General features: G+C 63.5%; 16 protein-coding genes. 6 read left to right on the plus strand and 10 right to left on the minus strand.

Annotation, left to right across the window (positions count from 1 at the left end; genetic code table 11):
- Nucleotides 1-12: 12 nt before the first annotated feature.
- Nucleotides 13-1,308, minus strand: a complete 1,296-nt coding sequence (locus FNL14_RS13905) for a cytochrome P450 (protein ID WP_142060946.1) — start codon at nucleotides 1,306-1,308, stop codon at nucleotides 13-15.
- 141 nt (nucleotides 1,309-1,449) lie between these two features.
- Here FNL14_RS13905 and FNL14_RS13910 point away from each other — a divergent pair, with 141 nt between their 5' ends.
- Nucleotides 1,450-2,415 carry a LysR family transcriptional regulator gene (locus tag FNL14_RS13910; RefSeq protein WP_142060948.1) on the plus strand — a complete coding sequence of 322 codons (966 nt, stop codon included), beginning with the start codon at nucleotides 1,450-1,452 and terminating at the stop codon, nucleotides 2,413-2,415.
- Between the two features lie 48 nt (nucleotides 2,416-2,463).
- Here the strand turns inward: FNL14_RS13910 and FNL14_RS13915 are convergent, their stop codons facing one another.
- The 8 genes from FNL14_RS13915 to FNL14_RS13950 all read right to left on the minus strand — a co-directional run bounded on the left by FNL14_RS13915 (nucleotide 2,464) and on the right by FNL14_RS13950 (nucleotide 12,041).
- Entirely contained in the window at nucleotides 2,464-4,434 is a 1,971-nt protein-coding gene (locus tag FNL14_RS13915; protein WP_220126174.1) for an acetoacetate--CoA ligase, read from the minus strand.
- On the minus strand, nucleotides 4,431-5,036 hold the full coding sequence (locus tag FNL14_RS13920) for a cupin domain-containing protein (RefSeq protein WP_220126175.1): 606 nt from the start codon (nucleotides 5,034-5,036) through the stop codon (nucleotides 4,431-4,433). Before FNL14_RS13920 ends, FNL14_RS13915 begins: the two co-directional genes overlap by 4 nt.
- Entirely contained in the window at nucleotides 5,036-6,052 is a 1,017-nt protein-coding gene (locus tag FNL14_RS13925; protein ID WP_142060952.1) for a fumarylacetoacetate hydrolase family protein, read from the minus strand. Before FNL14_RS13925 ends, FNL14_RS13920 begins: the two co-directional genes overlap by 1 nt.
- Before the next feature lie 113 nt (nucleotides 6,053-6,165).
- Nucleotides 6,166-7,017 (minus strand): ABC transporter substrate-binding protein, encoded by an 852-nt coding sequence (locus FNL14_RS13930; protein ID WP_142060954.1) that lies wholly within the window; start codon nucleotides 7,015-7,017, stop codon nucleotides 6,166-6,168.
- The gene (locus FNL14_RS13935; RefSeq protein WP_142060956.1) at nucleotides 7,014-8,045 is read right to left on the minus strand and encodes a fumarylacetoacetate hydrolase family protein; all 1,032 of its coding nucleotides are present in this window, start codon (nucleotides 8,043-8,045) and stop codon (nucleotides 7,014-7,016) included. Before FNL14_RS13935 ends, FNL14_RS13930 begins: the two co-directional genes overlap by 4 nt.
- Before the next feature lie 29 nt (nucleotides 8,046-8,074).
- On the minus strand, nucleotides 8,075-9,013 hold the full coding sequence (locus FNL14_RS13940; RefSeq protein ID WP_142060958.1) for a VOC family protein: 939 nt from the start codon (nucleotides 9,011-9,013) through the stop codon (nucleotides 8,075-8,077).
- A 55-nt stretch (nucleotides 9,014-9,068) separates the two neighbouring features.
- Nucleotides 9,069-10,571, minus strand: a complete 1,503-nt coding sequence (locus tag FNL14_RS13945) for a bifunctional 3-(3-hydroxy-phenyl)propionate/3-hydroxycinnamic acid hydroxylase (RefSeq protein ID WP_142060960.1) — start codon at nucleotides 10,569-10,571, stop codon at nucleotides 9,069-9,071.
- 93 nt (nucleotides 10,572-10,664) lie between these two features.
- Nucleotides 10,665-12,041, minus strand: a complete 1,377-nt coding sequence (locus FNL14_RS13950; protein WP_142060962.1) for an aldehyde dehydrogenase family protein — start codon at nucleotides 12,039-12,041, stop codon at nucleotides 10,665-10,667.
- 138 nt (nucleotides 12,042-12,179) lie between these two features.
- On the opposite strand from FNL14_RS13950, the gene FNL14_RS13955 reads away from it, so the two are divergent.
- Both FNL14_RS13955 and FNL14_RS13960 read left to right on the plus strand, forming a co-directional pair.
- The gene (locus tag FNL14_RS13955) at nucleotides 12,180-13,193 is read left to right on the plus strand and encodes an ornithine cyclodeaminase family protein (protein ID WP_142060964.1); all 1,014 of its coding nucleotides are present in this window, start codon (nucleotides 12,180-12,182) and stop codon (nucleotides 13,191-13,193) included.
- Between the two features lie 41 nt (nucleotides 13,194-13,234).
- Nucleotides 13,235-14,254: a dihydrodipicolinate synthase family protein gene (locus tag FNL14_RS13960; RefSeq protein WP_142060966.1), complete on the plus strand. Its 1,020-nt coding sequence runs from the start codon at nucleotides 13,235-13,237 to the stop codon at nucleotides 14,252-14,254.
- A 233-nt stretch (nucleotides 14,255-14,487) separates the two neighbouring features.
- Here FNL14_RS13960 and FNL14_RS13965 read toward each other — a convergent pair whose 3' ends face one another.
- Nucleotides 14,488-15,744, minus strand: coding sequence for a substrate-binding domain-containing protein (locus tag FNL14_RS13965; protein ID WP_142060968.1), 1,257 nt, complete (start codon nucleotides 15,742-15,744; stop codon nucleotides 14,488-14,490).
- Nucleotides 15,745-15,869: 125 nt separating this feature from the next.
- On the opposite strand from FNL14_RS13965, the gene FNL14_RS13970 reads away from it, so the two are divergent.
- Genes FNL14_RS13970 through FNL14_RS13980 form a run of 3 tightly spaced genes read left to right on the plus strand, consistent with a single transcriptional unit; the run spans nucleotide 15,870 to nucleotide 19,359 of the window.
- Nucleotides 15,870-17,378, plus strand: coding sequence for a sugar ABC transporter ATP-binding protein (locus FNL14_RS13970; RefSeq protein WP_142060970.1), 1,509 nt, complete (start codon nucleotides 15,870-15,872; stop codon nucleotides 17,376-17,378).
- Nucleotides 17,375-18,334 (plus strand): ABC transporter permease, encoded by a 960-nt coding sequence (locus tag FNL14_RS13975; protein WP_142060971.1) that lies wholly within the window; start codon nucleotides 17,375-17,377, stop codon nucleotides 18,332-18,334. The genes FNL14_RS13970 and FNL14_RS13975 overlap by 4 nt, the downstream gene beginning before the upstream one ends.
- The gene (locus FNL14_RS13980; protein ID WP_142060974.1) at nucleotides 18,331-19,359 is read left to right on the plus strand and encodes an ABC transporter permease; all 1,029 of its coding nucleotides are present in this window, start codon (nucleotides 18,331-18,333) and stop codon (nucleotides 19,357-19,359) included. Before FNL14_RS13975 ends, FNL14_RS13980 begins: the two co-directional genes overlap by 4 nt.
- Nucleotides 19,360-19,401 lie beyond the last annotated feature (42 nt).

Raw genomic sequence — 19,401 nt, forward strand, 5'->3', positions numbered from 1 at the left:
TTCGGATTGCTTTTAGTTCCAGGTGACGGGCAGGCTGGTCAGGCCGCGGAAGACCCAGCCGTCCCAGCTCTCATTCCGTCGTTCGTCCACGCGCAGTCCGGGGAAGCGCTTGTAGGCCATGGGCACGGCGATCTGGCCAATGGAGGCCTTCGCTGCCCAGTGTCCGGCGCACAGGTGGACGCCGCTGCCGAAGGCGAGGTGGGGGCGCTTGGGCCGGTGGATATCGAATTCTGCCGCTGTTGCGCCGAAGTGGGCGTCGTCGCGGTTAGCGGATGCCACCACAACGCCGATCCCGGCGCCCGCGGGGAGACGGACGCCGTCGAGGATAGTTTCCCGTGTGGTTTCGCGTGGGTACATGCCGATGGGTGATTGCCACCGGACCGCCTCGTCAAACACGGATGCCCACAACGATGGGTCGGCGAGGACCTGCTCGCGCTGTTCGTGGTGGTTGCTCAGGGCCCAGACAATGTTGGTAACCATGTGCTGGGGTTCGTTCATCCCACCGGAGATGGTCAGTTTGACGTTGGCCGCAATGTTGGAAGTGGGCAGCCCACTGTTGGCGAACGCGGACAACATCGAGGCGTCCGGGTTTTTCCGGTAGAAGGGGATCAGTTCCTCCAGCACGCGGTCAGCCTCCGCGGTGGCGGCGTCGCATCGGTCCCAGATGGACTGGTCGTCCAGGACATTTCCCATGCCTGCGATGAAGGCGTGGGACCAGCGGCGCACCTGCTCGACGGACACGTCCTTCAGCCCCAGCAGGTCAATCAGGTTCTGCGATGCCACGGGGGCTGCATAATCCCGGTTGAGGTCCGCTTCCTCTGGTCCAATCTCGGCAACTTTCTGGAGGTAGGTTTCGGCGTTGCGCTCAAAGACCGGTCCCCAGATTTCCTTGATCGATTTGGGACGAAGAACGGGATTCACCGGTGCCCGGTCGAGCGAGTGCTCCGGATCGTCCTTGCGCAACATCGGCCGGGCGCCGATAGCCCTGGTCATGGTTGCACCGGAAACGTTGGCGCTGAAAATCTCCTGGTCTTGTTCAACCGTGTGGCAGCCCGCATAAGTGGTGACAAGGAACTTATTGAGCTGGGGAACCCAGGCGACCGGGGACTCTGCCCGAAGGCGGGCGTAGGACGGATAGGGATTGGTTGCAAGGGCGGTCACGTCTACCCAGTCAGCCACAGGGGCGCCTGCGGCATCCGTTGATACGGGAGTGGGAACCTCGCCACCCTTGAGTTCCACCGAGGCCGGCGTGGGACGTGTAATCTCTGGATTCGCCCGGAACGGGCACTGCCCGGTTTTTGTGGTCATGTGTTGCTCCTACTGGCACGTCATTGTGTACCCCGGCACTGCTGGTACGTCTTGGTTGTAATCAGTGTCACGGGAAAGCATTCCCCAGTAAACTGCGGATATCAGAAGAACTAATTCGATTCCTTAGGAAAAGAGGCGGCGGTGCCGAAATTCACTTTTCGACAGCTCGAACTTTTTGCGGCACTGCCCGAACACAGCACCTTGGGGTCAGCTGCACAGCAGCTGCACATCTCCGAATCGGCGCTTTCCCATGCCATTAGTGAACTGGAGGCAGCACTCGGGGAACAGCTGTGCATCCGCAGGAAAGCCAAGGGAATGCACCTGACACCGACGGGGCGCCACTTCGCCCGCCGCGCCGGGGAACTGCTGCGGGAAGCCAGCCTGCTGGCAGACGGGTTGGGAGAGATCCGCGGCGAATTGAAGGGGCCGGTGGCGTTGGGCTGCTACACAGGCCTGGCAAGCAATGTCCTCCCCGCCGTGCTTGAGGGCATGGCGAAGCTGCACCCAAAAATCGATATCAGCATCACCGTAGGAGATCACTCCGAGCTGCTGCCTGCCCTCGAAGACGGAAGCCTGGACACCGCCGTCGTCTATGACATCGGCCTGTCCGAGGATGTGGAGCGCACATTGATCTACGAGACCGAAGTTATGGCCGTCCTGGCCGCCGACGATCCTCTTGCCCGCGAGGAGGACATTGAACTGGCAGATTTGGCCGGCAAGCCGCTGATCATGCTCAACACGGCACCCAGCACGGAATACACGCAGTTGATGTTCTCCCAGCGCGGACTCAAACCACACCTTGGCGCGGTCGTCCCGCAAATCGACCTCGTCCGGGCAATGGTCGGGCGCGGACTCGGCTATAGCCTGCTGATGTCCCGGCCCAACCAGATCCCGGTTTCGAGCGAAGGCAAAGGGCTTGTCACCAGGCACCTCCGCCCCCGGGCAGGCCAAACCTCCGTGGTCGCCGTATGGCCCAAGGAAACAATCCTCACTAACCGGGCCAAGGCGGTTGTGCAATACGCCGTCGAGGTCCTGGATGCAGCCAACCCGGAAGGAACCGGTGATCGGCATTCGCGTGCTGGCGAACCTCAGCCAAAGGAGGCATAAAAGGGGATTGACTCCACGAGTCAATCCCCCTTTTATGCCGGTACCGCTCTATGGTGATACGGCCTGCCGGTCAAGGGCAAACCTGGCATATTCTTCCAACAGCCCCGCGTTATCCACCGACCCGGGATCCGCTACGGTCTCCAGCGGTGATCCCTGCAGCAGCCGCTTTACGGGGACCTCCAGCTTCTTTCCGGTGCGGGTATGCGGAATCCCCGGCATGAACACGATGTCGTCGGGCAGATACCGAACGGACAGATTTTCGCGGATAGATCTGGCGATCGCTTCCCGGGCGGCGCTCTGGTCTGCGCCATCGGCCAGGTGGACGAACAATGGCATGTAGTAATCGGTGCCCAGTTCCGCACCGACTACCAGGGCCTCGGCGACGTCCGGCAGAGATTCAACCACGGCATAGATGTCCGCCGAACCGAGCCGCAGCCCGTGGCGGTTGAGAGTTGAGTCGGACCGCCCATGGATGAGGATTCCCCGGAGCGTGAATTCGATGAAGTCCCCGTGCCGCCAGACCCCCGGATACATCGCGAAATAGCTCTCGTGATACCGGCTGCCGTCATCGCCCCAGAAGCTCAGCGGCATCGATGGCATCGGCTGGGTCACCACCAGTTCGCCTTTGCCCCGCGTGGGATTGCCGGCTTCGTCCCATGACTCCACGCGCACGCCCAGGGCGGGTCCCTGGATGTAGCCCACATGGACGGGCAGTGTCGGTGACCCTCCGACGAAAATGGAGGCGATGTCGGTCCCGCCGCTCATCGAGTTCAACCAAAGGTCACCCACCTTGCCGTATACCCAGCGATAGCCGTCCGCGGAGAGCGGCGAACCGGTGACCTGGAGAGACTTCAAGGCACCCAGGTCATGGTCGTGCATCGGCGCAAGGGATGCCTTGGCGCAGGCGTGGACGAAGCCGGCACCGACGCCCAGAACCGAGACCCGCTCTGCTGCGGCGATCTGCCAGACCCGGTCGATCGACGGAAAGGTGGGGTTTCCATCGACGAGTACGGCTGTGGCACCGACTCCCAGCGCGGAGACGAGCGAGTTCCACAGCACCCAACTCGTCGAAGCGACGTTCAGGTACCGGTCCCCGGGCCGCAGGTCGGAATGGATGAGGAGCATTTTCATTTCCTCAAGCAGTGCTCCGCCGTGCCCGTGGACAATACCCTTGGGAATACCAGTGGTCCCCGAGGAGAACAGGACCCACAGGGGGTGGCTGAACTCGACCTCTTCGAAGACCAGCTCCGCCGGTTCAGCAACAGCCTGCTCCCAGGCCACGGCTGGAACCTGGGTGGGGATACCTGGCATGGAGGTATGCCGCCCCACCCAAATAATGTGCTCGAGCGTAGGGAGCTGGGCAATAATGTCCCCCAGCTCAGCACGGCGGTCCCGGTCCTTCCCGCCGAGCCGGTAGCCAGGCGCGGCAAGGAGGATTTTAGGGTCGAGCTGGGCGAACCGCGTCACGATTGCGCCCGGTCCGAACTCCGGAGCACAGACCGACCAGATGGCTCCAACGGAGGCGGCGGCAAGCAGCCCGACGACGGCTTCGGCAACGTTGGGAAGTATTCCGACGACGCGGTCCCCCTTGCCCACACCACGGGCACGCAGGTACGCGGCCAGGGAGGCCACGTCCCGCCTTAGGGCATCCCAGCTCACCTCCTCACGCGTACCGTCCTCTGCGATGCCGATAAGTGCGGTCCCCTCATGGCCCTCCAGCAGGTGCCGCGCGAAGTTGAGGGTGCGTCCCGGGAACCAGCGCGTGTGCGGCATGGCATCACTCGTGCACACCGGCCCCGCCGTTCCACCAAAATCGACGCCGGCAAACTCGGCGAACAGTTCCCAGAACTGTTCCGGCTCATCCACCGACCACTGCCACAGCTCCTCGTAGCCGGAACCAACCTCAATGTTGCGGCCTTCCAGGAAAGCGGCGAATCGGCCGACGCCGGTCTCCTCAGCGAATGCGGGGTCGGGTTGCCAGATCACCTCGCCGTCCGCGGCCTGGGCGCTGGTGATCATGCGCTCTCCAAGTGCCGGGAGGCCTCCCTGCGCTCAGCGATCTGTGCTGCCGTGAGTGGTTCGGTTCCGATCAGCACGAAGAGAACCCTGGCGGTCTGGTCAGTGCGGTTGGACCACGCGTGGCTGGTGGCGCGCTGCACGGCCACATCGCCGGCACGCATGGTTGACTCACCTTCATCCACCAGCAGGGTGATCTCACCCTGAAGAACGACGGCGTAGTCCAGCGAGTCCGTGCGATGGAACCAGAAGTGCTTGGACCCGCTGTGCTCGGCCCCCGCTTCGGCTTCGTCATGCCCGTCGAGCTCGCTGAAGATCACCGAGCCCGCATCATCCGGATACACCGAGTCCGGGGGAAAGTCGGCGATGCGCAAGATCGTCTGTCCCGGGGCGGGAAAGCTGGGGATCTCGGCGTCCGCGCTCGCTGGATCCTCGTCACTGACATGATCGATCACCCCAGGCTCGGTCAGCCAGGGGACTGTGGCACCGAATCCCGGAATCATGTCCGAAGACCAGTGGTTGGGTGCCGCTCCGTCCGAGAGGATGACGGCGCGTCCCTTGTCGTCGTGGCCGGTGACGACGCGGCGGACTGGGGGCCGGGTCATCAAGCCACCCATTCTTCGTGCGGGTAGGTGCGCGGTTCAGGCCACCAGGGCGCCTTGTGGCGCTCGGCGGAAATCGGAGTGCGCAGTGTGCCTACGCCCTCGAGTTCGAGTTCAATAACGTCGCCGGGTTGCAGGAACTTGCCGATCTCCACGCCGGCGCCGAAGCCCATGGTGCCGGAACCGATGATGTCCCCTGGCTGCAGGCGGTCGGAGATCGAGACGTAGGCCAGCAACTCGGCAGGGGTGTACACGAAGTCCTCGACCTTGGTGTCGGAGAGGACTTCCCCGTTGACCCGCACCTGGCCGCGCAACCCCTCAATGGATGCGATTTCATCCACTGTGGTGACCCAAGGGCCAATGCCATAGCCGAAGTCCTTGCACTTTTGCGGGCCCATGCCGATGGCCATTTCAGCGGCTTGGATATCGCGTGCGCTGAAGTCGTTGAAGATGGTAATGCCGAAGAGATGGTCCAGCGCTGTCTCCGGGGTCAGGTCGCTCCCCGACTTGCCCACCACGTAGCCAACCTCAAGCTCCCAGTCCAGGGCCTGCGTGAAGTCGGGATAGGGCAATTCCTGGTTGTGCCCGTAGGACATGGCCGTGGTGCCCTTGAAATAGCCTGGCCGGTCGTAAATCGAGCGGGCCGGCTGCGCCTTGGCGACAATACGATGGAAGTTTTGGATGTGCTGCTCGAACGTCAGGCCGTCCCGTATGACGGGAGAGTCGACAGCAGCGCGCCACGAGACCTCGTCGATCGGGTACGAGGCGTCGTCGGCAGCGGCAAGCGCGTCGTGGGCCGCGTCCAGGAAAATGGAGCCTCCCCCAATTCCGGCAGCCAGGCTCCCGGGGAGGACCGCCAGGGCCAGCGCCCGTGCCCGGTCAGGATCGGCGGCCTTGCGCTGAAGGGTTAGGGCATAGGCGCGTGCCAGATCAATGACCCGTCCTTGTTCAGGCTGGGCCGCGACGAGCCGGATCTGTTCGCCGTCGGGCGTGGGCACTGCTATCCGTCCCAGTTTCATGGTTACTCCTAAGTTTCATCCATACGATACGTACAGTATCGCATTGAATTTGTGCGGTTGCAATGGGGCAATCCCAGGGGTCGTGCCGTAGGGCCAATGCAGTTGTTCTGAATCTATGACTGGTGGAGGGAGGGCTGCATTGCCCTCCGCAGCGGTTCTGAGTCGCAGAGCTCCTCCAGGGCAACGGTGCCCGGAAGCATGTCCAGGCTTTGCCGGATTCCGGTCAGCAGCTCCAGCCCGCGATGATCCACTGCAAGCGTGCGTGCCCGTGAGTGCCACGCACTTGCGGCTCCGGCCTGGTATCCGCAGCGTTCAAGCAACTCGATGCCCTGCATATCCGGCATCCGTCCTCCGGCTTCCACCCCGCGTAACAGGGCATTGAGGTAGCGCTCCAACTCCTCGGATTCGAGAATGTCGGCGCGCACCACCAGTCCTTGGCCGGGCAGTTCCGGCAGCCATGCATTGATGTCGACGACGCGGGCGAACCCGGCCTTTTCGGCCAGTTTGTCGAACGGCGCCCCGAGCAGCGTCGCTTCCACGTCGCCGGCGAGCAGTGCATCAAGGCGTTGGCGCACACCACCCACCACTACGTAGTCAACCTCGACGCCGGCGTCCCGAAGCAGGCGCTTGGCGATAAGCGCAAAACCGTTGTTGGGAGCGTCAACGGCAAAGCGGCACCCTGCCAGGTCCGCCAGTGTTGCGAGGCCGCCGCGGGCATGGATGCCCAGTGGCGTAGTCGCCTCGACCTGGGCCACCAGGCGCAGGTCGGCCCCGGCCAAGGTCCATTCGAACAGGTTGTCGATCGCGGTGACAGCCATGTCCTGCTCCCCGGAGAGCAGGGCCCGAAGCTGCTCGGCGCTCGAGGTAGTCCGCGTGAGCAGCACCTGTGCTCTTTGCAGGAATCCCAGGTCTTCCGCCAGCAGGCAGGACACCGGCGGGACGAAGTGGCTCTGGCGCAGGGTCACCGGGCAGCTCCGCCGGCGGCAGCGACAGCGCCTGGCCGATCAACGTACCAGGGAGGCAGTTGCCCGCTGGGCCCTCGGACCGTCGAACGCTGGGTACCGAGTCCGCTGATTTCCGCCTCCATCACGTCGCCATCCCTCAGGTAACGGCCCCAATGGGAACCGTTGCCCGCCGGCGAACCGGTAATGAGAACATCCCCGGGCAGCAGTACGGCCACCGAGGAGGCGTAAGCGATCAGGCTCGGAATATCGAAGAGCAGGTCATCGGCCAGGGCGTCCTGCATCAGACTGCCGTTGAGGCTCAACCGGATCCGCAGCTTCGCCGGGTCTGGGACGAACCGTGCTGGCATCAGGTAGGGTCCGGTCGGGAAAAAAGTGGGCTGGTTTTTAGCGCGGAACCAGTCGGTGCCCATCATCGCGATGTCGTTACGGGGGACCAGCGTGCGGGCGGTGATGTCATTGACGATGGTGTACCCGGCCACGTAATCAAAGGCTTCCCCGGCCGAGACACGATGAGCCCTGCGTCCGATGACCACCCCGAGCTCCAGTTCCCAGTCGACGTTGCCGCCCACATCCGGCAACAGCACCTCGTCATAGGCCCCGCATACTGCCGATGGTAATCCGGTCCAGACATAGGGATCACCCGAGCGGCCGCGCTCGTCGATTTCGGCTGCCGCGTCGGCTGCCAGTTGCGCCGCATCCGCACCTTCCCTGCCCAGCTTGTGGGCCACGCTCATCTGCAGGACGTGCTCCCGGTAGTTTGCCCCGGCTGCGATGATGCTGCCCACCGGCTGCACCGGCGGCAGCACGTCCAGCGCTTCCAGGGGGCGGGCACCAGCCGCAGCCGGGTCGATGGACGCGAGTACATCCAGGTGCGCGTCCCAGTCGGCGAAGAGATCGCTGACGCGGGAAATTCCCGGCAGCACGGTGCGCAGGTCAACCACCCGGTCCCCGAAGACCGCGCCGGGGAATTCCTCCCCGGCCACTTCGAAGGTGCCCAGCGCGAAAGCGCTTGTCTGTTGTTCTTCCATGAATCCTCTTTGAGTCGCTATTTTGGTGATTAAACCGGCGGGGGGACGTAGAGTCCCTTGTCCTGGTCGTTGAACATCTCCCGGGCGATGAATTCGTCCATATCGCCCCCGGTTCCCCACTGGTCGGAAGTCTCAGGGTCACGCGTGTCGAAAATGCTCGGGTGCCACGTGTCCTCGTCCACTGAGTCCAGCTCCGTGGTGTATTCCATGGTGTTGCCGTTGGGATCGTGGAAGTAGGTAAAGGTGTTGTCGCCGGCCTTATGGCGGCCCGGGCCCCAGATCTTCTTGAACCCCGAACGCAGCAGCCTGCCGCTGCCGCGCATGTACTCGTCGATGCCGCGCAGCTCAAAGGACGCGTGCTGCAGCGAAGCATGCGGGCCGCGGGAGATGGCGATGGAGTGGTGCTGGGCATTGCAGCGCAAGAAGTAGAAGAGGTCACCCATGTGCGGGTGCTTCAGGGTGTCAGAGAGGCGGAAGCCCAGGTGCTGCTCATACCAGGCGCGCATCTTTTCCGGCTCAGGAGAGTTGAGCACCACGTGGGAGAGCCGGACCGGGATCGCCTCGCGTTCCTCGATCTTGCGGTGCTGGCGCACTTCGACGTCCGAGGAGACCTCGATAGTGCGTCCCTCGAGGTCGAAAAAGCGGAAGCCGTATCCCCCGCCCAAGGTCTTGAGGTCATCGGGTTCCCCGATAAGCTTGACCCCTTTTGCAATAAGGTCCGAGGCGAGCTGCTCCACAGAGGCTTTGTCCGCCGCGCCGAACGCGACCATGTCAAGGCGCTTCTCCTCGGCCTGGCGGACGCGGACCGAATACTGTTCCGGTGAACCTTCTGCGGCGAAGTAGGTCACGCCGCCGTCGTTCTCCATTTCAGTGAGTCCCCAGTGGTTTTTGTAGAACTCAACCTGCTTTTGGTAGTCAGGGACCGCGATATCGAAGTGCCTCAGGTGTGTGATCGGGCTGAATGCCATGATGGGCTCCTGTATTTCGTCCGTCTGGTGGGTTTGTGGGTATGCGGAATGTGCTTTAGAGGGGTGCCGGCACGTCGCGGCCAACGCCCGGGATGCTGGAAATGAGGCGTTCGAACGCCTGGGGGGTGTCGCCGAGGCCCAGGATGTAGCGATCGGGGCGGACGATAACCACCTGGGCCCCCGCGGCTGCAAGGAGCTGGCCCACCTTGGCCGGATCGAACAAGACCACGATGTCGTCGTTATCCTCCAGTTGTTCACGCAATGCTGCCGGGACGGTGGAATAGATTTCGCGGGTTGTTGCCAGCAGGAAACGCGCTCCCACCATGTCATCCAGGCGCACCCCATCGCTGAGGATCGGTTGCATGGCGAGCCTGCCGGCGCGCTCATCAGTGCCACCTTCGTGCAGGCCCGGGCCCAATGGTGGGGCGACTGGTGCCGAGGCAGCCGGGTTTGCCCGGATGAAGGCATCGCGTTGCCTGGCGATCCCGGCGTCGGTGGTTTGCATAAAGCCCGCGGCCCGGGTGGCCTGCTCCACCCAGAACCGTGCATGCGGCTTCCGTTCGCCCTCATAGGTGTCAAGCAGGCTATGGTCTGCTGCTCCGCGTTTGACGGCGCCCAGCTTCCAGACAAGGTTTGCCACATCACGTATCCCTGCGCAGAGGCCCTGCCCAAAAAGCGGTGGCGCCTGGTGGGCGGCATCCCCCGCCAGGAAGATGTTCCCTGCCCGCCACTGCCGTGCGATGCGCCCCCGGAAGGTATAGATAGCGAGCCGGTCCGCAGTGAACTTGTCTGCCGGCAGCACACCGTGGCTGATCCTTTCAACACCCGCGGGAGTCGCTAGTTCCTCGGGGTCATCCCCCGGCATCATCATGAATTCCATCCGCACGCGCTTACCGGGGAGGCGGATCCACAGGGAGGGCCGGGTGTGGTGGCCCAGGAAGATCATGTCGGACGAGAGCCCTGGGCTGTCTTCCAAGATGCCGTCGGCGACGAGCCACTGCGCATCCTCGCCCAGCTTCTCGCACTCGATACCCAGTGCCTGGCGGCTGGGTGAACGTGCGCCGTCCGCTGCAATGGCCCAGCGCGCGCGGATCAAGTGTTCAGCGCCGTCGGAGTCACGCACGGCCACTTCGACGCCCGGCCCCTCATTTCGCACGGAAAGCACGTTGGTGCCTCGGCGGAGCTCGACGCCGGGAAGTTCTTCCACGACTTCCCGCAGCAGGACTTCGATGTCGGGTTGATGAAAGGTGAGGTCGTCATGCCAGCCCTGGGCGCCAAACTGACCCGTGGGAACGGACACCAGGACTTCCCGTTCCTCGTTCTCGATGTGGAAGGAGGACATTGGCAACGTTGCCTCGGCGAAGCGCTCGGCTACTCCCAGCGATTGGAGGGTACGGAAGGTTTCGCCATCAAAATGCACAGCGCGGGCCGTCGGCCAAACCTTCACGTCGCGCTCCACCCCTATGGCGGTCAGGCCCGCCCGCCCCAGCAGGGCCAGCGCAGTGACTCCTACGGGGCCTCCCCCGATAACTACCACGTCGACGTTGACGTCCGTCATCTTACTCCTTCAAGTTCAGTACGTATCGTTTCGAATAAAAGTAACATGCGTCACCTGGTCGCACAAGGGTTTGCCGGTAAGGCGCGGGACCACCTACGCCTTCCAGACGGTCTTGAGGTTGCAGAACTCCCTGATGCCGTCCGCCGCCAGTTCCCGACCAAACCCGGAGCGCTTGATTCCGCCGAAAGGAAGCTCCTGGTAAGAGACCGTCATGCCGTTAATGAACACTGCCCCTGCATCAAGATTTGCCAGGAACCACTCCTCTTCCTGGGCATCGGCCGTCCAGACTGAGCTGGAAAGCCCGAAGACAGTCTGGTTGGCAATCCTCAAGGCATCCTCGCGGTCCCGGGCGCGGTACAGCGAGGCCACGGGGCCAAAGGCCTCTTCCTGGATGATCCGCATCTCTTCAGTGAGTCCGGCCAGCACCGTGGGGGCATAAAAGAACCCAGGGCCCTCCGGAGCCGTCCCGCCGGTCAAGACCTGGGCGCCCAGGGCGCGGGCATCCTCGACAAGTTCAGCCAGCTCGTCGCGTCCGGCCAGAGTGGCCAGCGGCCCCACCTGGGTTGCGGGATCCAGCGGGTCTCCTACGACAAGACCAGACATCAAATTCACGAATTCGGCAGTGAATGCGTCGTAGACCTCGGTGTGCACGATGAAACGCTTGCCGGCGATGCAGGATTGCCCATTGTTGCTGATCCGCGCACGCACGGCGGTCGCTGCCGCCTCCGCGACATTGGCTGAGGGCATAACAATGAAGGGGTCAGAGCCACCGAGCTCCAGCACGGATTTTTTCACGTTGTCAGCGGCGATGGACGCCACCGAGCGCCCGGCCGGCTCGGAACCGGTCAGGGTGACAGCTTTGACCCGCTCATCAGCCAGGACGGCAGCCACCCCGGATCCGCCGATCAGCAGGGTGCGGAAGGAGCCGATAGGGAACCCCGCCCGCTCGAAGAGCGTGTCAAGGAAGAGTGCAGCCTGCGGCACGTTGGAGGCATGCTTGAGCAGGCCGGAGTTTCCGGCCATAAGCGCCGGGGCCGCGAACCGAATGACCTGCCACAGCGGGTAGTTCCACGGCATGACGGCCAGGACGGTCCCGAGAGGCTCGTAGCGGGTCCATGCCCGGCTCGCGCCCACCGATGAGGGGTCCTCCAAAGGGGCATCGGCAAGAAATTCCTCGGCCCGCGCGGCATAAAACCGCATGGCCTTGACGCACTTGTGCACCTCGGCGATCGATTGGGCAATGGGCTTACCCATTTCGACGGTGATCAGCTCACCCAGGCCCTCCGCCTGGTCCTCGAGGATTTCCGCAGCGGAAAGCATCCAGCGGGCGCGCTGGGCGAAGCTTGTCCCGCGCAAAACTTGCGCTGCTTTGGCGGCTTCCTCGATGCGTTCCCCGACCTCCTCCGCCGTGTGGGGTTCAACGATCAGCTCGGTGGCTCCGGTGGTGGGGTTGACAGTGGCGATTGCCATATTGGGATCCTCTTCCTTGAGACGTGTTCTCCGTCACGACTATATAGGATACGATTCGTATCGGATACTATTTTTGTTCTCTCGTGAGCTATTCACACGCTGCAGCCCAGGGCGGCTGCCTGACACAAAGGAGTGCACGTGAGCACTGACGGCGAGCTACCGAAGAATCTTCCGCTCTTTCTCACCGACGCCGACGTGGCCAGTCTTTCGGACTGGCCGGCGGCGATAGAGGCGGTCCGGACCGCCTATAAGGCACCCGGCGACGAGGCAGGCACTCCTGGACGGATTTTCGCCCAGACGCCCCGGGAGTGGCTGCGGATCATGCCCTCCGTACCGCCCAGCGGGCAACTGTTCGGGGCGAAATCCATCGCAGGGTCCTTTGCTGATGGGCTCCGCGTCAGCTATTTGATCTCCCTCTTTGACAAGGACACCGCGGACCTGGTGGCGCTGGTGGACGGGAACCGCGTTACCGGTCTGCGTACCGCTGCGACTACTGCGGTGGGCACCTCCACTATCGTTCCGCCACGGCCGCTGACCCTTGGGGTGATCGGTTCGGGTTTTGAAGCCCGTTCCCATCTGACGGCCTTTTCCCACGTCCTTGAGTTCGCGGACATCCGGGTGTTCAGCCCGACAGCGGCCAACCGTGAGGCCTTTGCCGCCGAGTTCGACGGTGCCTTCGGTGCACCCGCCCGCGCTGTCGGTTCCGCCAGCGAGGCTGTGGAAGGTGCCGACCTGATTTTGTGCGCGGCCCGCTCCCGGGACGAGTCCCCCACACTGCAGGCCGAATGGGTCGGCCCCAACTCGGCGGTCGTCTCGATCGGTTCCACCACCCCGGCCCAGCGGGAACTGCCCGTGGAACTGATCGCCAGGGCCGCGACGGTGGTGGTGGATACGCGAGACGAGGTGGTGCACGGCAGCGGGGACATGATCGCGGCCCGGGCACACGGTGTCGAGGTGGATTCACTCGTCGTCACGCTCAATGCTGTGCTGACCGGAGAAACCGAAATCGACGTCGAGCGTGGAATCCGGATCTATAAGTCGACCGGTTCCGGGCTGCAGGACATCGTTGTAGCCGAGATGCTCGTGGACCGCGCCCGCGCGGAGGGCATTGGCACGGTTCTGCCCGTCGGCATCGTGACAAGCCGCAAATAGCCCCAGAGACAAGACCCACTCAAAGAATCAAGGAGTACACCATGGTGGACTACACCAAATCCGAGGCACGTTCCTGGGCACGGGAAAACTTTGTCGGCACAGTCGCCGTCACGCACCCGTCCTTCACCCCGGATTTCTCCGGTATCAACGAAAACGCAATCCGCCACGACATCCTCCTGCTCAAGGAACGCGGCTACAAGGGTTCCCTGCTGATCGCCGAAGCCAATATCACCCCGGAAGAGAATGCCCGGATTACGGAGGTGGCCCGTGAGGCAGCCGGGGATGACTTCGGGCTCTTTTTCCACGCCATTTTCGGCACCCTGGAAGAAAATATCCATGCCGCGAACCTGGCCACGAAGGCCGGTGCGGATCGGGCCCTGCTGGCCTACCCTTCATCGTTCTGGCCGACGTCGTATGACGAGGTGTTTGACTACACCAAACGCTTCACCGACGAAACCGACCTGGCCACCATGCTGTTCCCGCTGCCGGCCTGGGGGTTCGAACGCATTCACCCAGCAGGCATGAGCGTTGACTTCGTGCGCCGCGTCCTTGACGCGATGCCGAGTATCGTCGCCATCAAGGCCGAACAGGGCTACCCGGGTATTCCCGGGGTCATGGAGATGTACCACCACTTCCGGGACGAAGTGGTGATTTCCTGCCCCATAGAGGCTGAGATTATCCCCCTGATGTCGGTTCTGGACGTCCAGTTCTCCGGTACCGCGAACACGAACTGGATGGGTGATTACTACCCGAAGACCTTTGAACTGGCGCGCAACGGCAAGTGGGAAGAGGCCATGGAGCGCTACTGGGAGGTCCAGCCCGCCCGCGCCGCCAACATGGCCGTGTCCTCAACCTCCACGCCAGGTACAAGCTCCATCAACCGCACCCAGTGGAAGTACCAGGAGTGGCTCTCCGGCTTCAATGGGGGCGCCCTGCGTGCCCCGGCAGTCAGGCTGCCGGACCGCTTCATGAAGCAGCTGCGCGCAAGCCTGGAAGCCTCGGGCCTGCCCGTCACTGACACGCCGGACTCCGAGTTCCTGCGCGGACGCGTCAGCGCCTAAAGCGAACCCTTTCCCAGCGCCGTTCGGCTGGTGGGTCAATAGGGCCCCTTGGATCACCGACGTTACATGCAGCCGGGCGATCCAGGGGGCTTCCTCTTGTGAAGAAGGACCAGCAGGGGGAATTGAGGGCATGGGCAGGGCCCCTTCCAAATTGGATGCTAAGTGCGCGTCCAACCTGGAAGGGGCCCTAGACAATTCCGGCCAAGCAACGGCCAGAAGTAGTTCAGCGCCCTCTATGCTCCGGCGGCTGAGAAGAAGAGGTCGAGTTTGTCAGCGGGAAGGTAGTCCTCCGGGTCGCCGGCCAGGTCCGTCAGGTCGTTCTGGTCCCACGACGGGTCCGATACATCGGCGAGATTGTCCCGGGACACGATCACCGACGGTTCCACAATCTGGTTGACCTTCGGCCCCTCGCCTTTCAGGATGCGCAGGGCGACGTCCACCACCGCCTCACCGGTTCGCACTGATGGCGTCGTGGTGCCGAAGTACGGATAGTCAGGGTTCGCCAGCGCCCAGGAGGAGAACCCCTGACTGGAACCGTCGTCGGCGATGGGCGGTGCCTCCAGACCTGATTCCTCGAAGGCGTTGCGGATACCTACACCCATGGTGCCGGCCTGCAGCACAGCATCAACCCCGGCAGGATGGGTCGCCAGGAACTTCTGGACTTCCGCCTGGGCGGTTGCCGGCTGGAAGAAGCCGGTGACCGAGCCGGCAACCTTGATCTCGGGACAGTTCTTTAGGACTGCGTCAATGCCCAGTGCTGCGAAGGTCGAAACCGGAATGCCCGGGATGCCGTCGACGCGCAGGACGTTGCCCTTGCCGCCAATAGCCCTCACGGTACCGGCGGTGACCTGGGCGATGGCCAGGGGCGTGTTCCTCGTGACGCTGACTGCGTACTCGGAGTCGATGGGCACCTGGGCGGCAACTAGCGGAATGCCCGCGTCATGGGCAGCCTTGGCCAGGTCCACGGAAGGTTCGGGTGCGATGGCGGTGTAAATGATCACATCCGGCTTCAGCGACAACGCCTCGTTGAACTGCTGGAGCTGCAGGGGCACGTTCGACGGGTCATCCGGGGCGAATTCGCCGACGATCCTGACCCCTTCAGCCTTCAGGCTGGTGCGGATGGCCTCAGACATGGAGGCGATGAAGGGGCTGGCCGGCGGCATGCCCACAATTGCGGCGGTAAAACCGCCATTCTTCGTCGATTTGTAGCCCGCCCACGCTGACTTCCGGATCTCGTACGGGTAGAGGTTGTAGCCTTCGGCGACCTCCTTGGGAAAGGCAGCCAGCAGGCCGTTCGGGTCCTTCGCAGCGTCCGCTGGCAACGCTCCACAAGTCCCGGCGGCCGCTGGCGACGAGAGGTCTGCTGCAGCCCCCTTGGAGGAATCGGTGGTCGCCGGCGCCGGTGCCGAGCAACCTGTGAGGACAAGGGCCCCTACGCCCAGGATCGCGGCAGCCCCTGTGGAGAACCGGGGGAAAGAAGTGGTCTTCATGGTTGATCTCCTTGCGGAATGAACGGTTCGTACCGTATGGCATCAGGGTGCCACATGCGGTACGATTCGTCTAGTTTCGAATATGAGCTGCACCACATTTTTTCGGCCATCAAAGGAGATCAGCCGTGAATGACCACGCCCCCGGCCTGGCGCTCGCCGGAGTAAGCAAACGGTTCGGCGCTACCCGCGCCCTCATCGATGCCCAGCTGAGCCTTCGGCCGGGCGAAATCCATACGCTGCTGGGTGAGAACGGCTCAGGGAAGAGCACGCTCGTAAAAATTCTGGGCGGGGTGCACTCTCCTGACACGGGGTCTGTCACCCTGGATGGCGTCCCCCTCAACAGCCGGTCGCCTCGGGAAGCTATGGGCCTGGGGATTGCAGTGGTGTTCCAGGAAGTGCTCACCGCGGCAAGCCAGTCAGTCCTTGAAAATGTTTGGCTCGGCTCGGACGGGACGTTCCGTCGCCGGCTGGGCCGCTCCCGGCAGCGATCAATCGCCCAGGACGTACTCTCGAAGATTTCCGGCGGCATACCCCTGGATCTTCCCGCCGGGCAACTCTCGCTCTCCCAGCGGCAGTCCGTGTGCATCGCACGGGCGCTCGTACGCAAACCCAAAGTACTCATACTTGACGAGTCCACAGCGTCCTTGGACGTTGAGTCCCGGGATCTGCTCTTCGTCGAGCTGCGCCGGCTCAAGGCCGAGGGAACTGCCATCCTGTTTATCTCGCATCGAATGGACGAGGTCGAGGAGATTTCTGACCGCGTTACCGTGCTGAGGTCCGGGCGCAGCGTGTCCACCGTTGAACGTTCCGATCTGTCCGTCGGCCGGTTGATCGCGGATATGACCGGAAGCTCCGGCCACGACGAGACCCGGCGGAAACCACACGATCCCGGGGACGTCATCCTCCAGGTTTCGGGCGTCCGCCTGTCGGCCGCCGCGGCCCCCATTGACTTCGAGTTGCGTGCCGGTGAAGTCGTAGGCCTGGCAGGTCTTGAAGGGCACGGCCAAGACCAGTTCATCAAGCGGCTGGCAGGCTTGCAGGCCGGACATGGCAGTGTTGTTCGGCTCCGGCCCGAGGGCGGAGCCGAACTCACTGAGCGGAACGGTGACGCTCTTGGGGTCGCATACCTCCCCCGCGAACGCCGGGGTGAGTCGCTCTTTGAGTCCATGTCGATCCGGGAGAACTTCGCGCTTCCAACCTTGCGGCAGGACCGTCGCGGCGGGTTGCTGGACAGCCGAAAAACCGCCATACGGTTCGATGCCTTCGCCCAGTCCCTGTCAATGCGCTTCGGTGCCAGCCAGGATCCCATTTCAACCCTGTCAGGCGGCAACCAGCAAAAGGTGCTGCTGGCCCGCTGGCTGGCTACCGACCCAAAGGTCCTGCTGCTGAACGACCCCACCCGCGGCGTCGACATCGGAACCAAACGGGAGATTTACGCGATTCTCAACGGGCTCAGCGCCCAAGGCATGAGCATCGTCGTTCTCTCCAGCGAGGTGGACGAACTCGTCGACCTCGCCGACCGGGTCCTGGTCTTCCGGGACCAGGCAGTGTTCGCCCAGATCCCCCACTCCGGGCTTTCCACCGACTCCATCGTCGCCGCCTACTTCGGCCAGAAATCAGAGGTCCACACATGAACCGCGTCCTGACCTTGTTCCAGCGCTGGCCCTTTGCCTTTGCCTTGTTGCTCGCACTGGTGCTGCTGGTGCTGAACCTGATCGTCTCACCGTCCTTCCTCTCCCCCGCACGCCTGCCCGGAACCCTGGCTACGCTGGCTCCGTTCGTGTTGGTGGGTTTCGCCTCCACCCCCTCGATCCTTGCGGGCGGCATTGACATATCGGTTGGTCCACTGGCCACGTTCATCAACTGTCTGTTCGTCGCCATCCTTATTCCGGCGGGACTGGGCGACTGGCATCTGGCGGCGCCCATCCTCCTGGCCGTTGCCGCCGGGGCCGGAGCGTTGAACGGAATCCTGGTCGCGGTGGTTCGCCTGCACCCGGTGGTTGCAACCACGGGGATGCTCTTCCTGCTTGTGGGCTTGTCGCTGAGCATCGCCCAGAACCCAGTGGCCGCCCCGGACAACTGGACGGAGGTCTTCGCCGGGGGCGTCGGCATTGTCCCTGGCGCGCTCTTAACGGTCGGTGTTGCCGGGCTGATCTGGTTCGCCCTGCGCCGCACGGCCTTTGTCAGCAATCTCCTTGCAACCGGCGACAGCGATGTCTCCGCCTACGGTTCCGGAGTAAATATCAAGTCAGTACGTATCCTGGCCTACACGCTCGGCGGACTGTTTGCCGGGATCGCCGGAATCGCTTTGACCGCTCTCGTTCAATCGTCGCAATCTTCGCTCGCTTCAACCTATGCCCTGCTGGGGCTCGCCGCTGCGGTTCTGGGCGGAACCAGCCTGGCCGGGGGCCGCGGCGGCCTGCTGGGTGCACTCTTCGGAGCGGTCGCCATCTATCTCCTGCAGCAATTGCTCACCGCCTCCGGTGTGGCGCCCAGCCTCATCCAATTCGCCTACGGCGCCGTCCTGGTCGTCGGCGTCGTCCTGGGCGCGACGCTCCTGGCCCCCCGCATGAAGAGGAACCCATCATGAGCAGCGATACCCTGTCACCTGCCCAGCCACCCCTTGCCCCAAACACCCGACAGATGGCCTGGACCAGGTTCAGAACCTGGGTCTTCGAGGTACCGGCCCTGCAGGTCCTCGTCGTCCTGGTCCTCGCGGCCTGGCTGGTGGCCACCATGCCGGCCATGGCCAACCCAAGGTCAATCACCTCGATACTTGTCATTACCTCACTGCTGGCCCTGGCGGCCATGGGCCAAACACTCGTTGTGATCTTGGGCGGGCTGGACCTGGCGGTTCCTGGATACATCCTTTTCGGTGCGTTTATGGCTGCCAACGTCGCCGGCAAGCTCGCTGTACCGGCCGTCGTCGCGCTGCTGGTCACCGCTCTGGCCTGTGGTGGCATTGGGGCCGTGATCGGCTGGATCTGCCACCGCTTCGCGGTCCAGCCACTGGTCGTTACCCTGGGTGCCGGCGCCGCCATTACCGGCGGGACACTGTTCCTTGCCGACGGCGACTACTCCTCCGCCCCTCCGAACGGGCTCCGCTCCCTGGCGAGTTTGAGGGCGGCCACCTTCGGCCTGCCGTTCCCTCCGATCATCCTGATTGTGCTCCTGTGCGGGGTGGGAATGTGGCTCTTCCTTACTCGTACGACGGCGGGGCGTCGCTTCCGTGCGACGGGAATCAATTTCCGGGCCGCTCGATTCACCAGAATCCGGACCTCTACCGTCTGGACCGTTGGCTTTGCCGCCTCCGGCGCCCTTGCCGGTATTGCCGGCGTCTTCATCGCATCCTTCGGCTCGGGATGGTCCCAGACCATCGGGGAACCCTACCTGTTTTCCGGCCTGGCGGCCGTCCTCGTCGGCGGCACCATCTTCGGCTCGATCCGCGGCAGCTACACCCGGACACTGCTGGGCGCACTGATCCTCACCCTCCTGTCCACGATTATCGTCAGCAACGGGCTCACCGAAGCGCAGAGCCGCATTGTCTTCGGCGTCATCATCCTTGCCGTGGTCTCGCTTTACGGCCGCGAACGCCATGTGCGCGACAGGTTCTAAGGCTGGACACCACTAAGCCGCCAGCACGACCCGATGTAGATT

The organism is Pseudarthrobacter sp. B4EP4b (genome assembly GCF_006680095.1).
GTDB lineage: Bacteria > Actinomycetota > Actinomycetes > Actinomycetales > Micrococcaceae > Arthrobacter.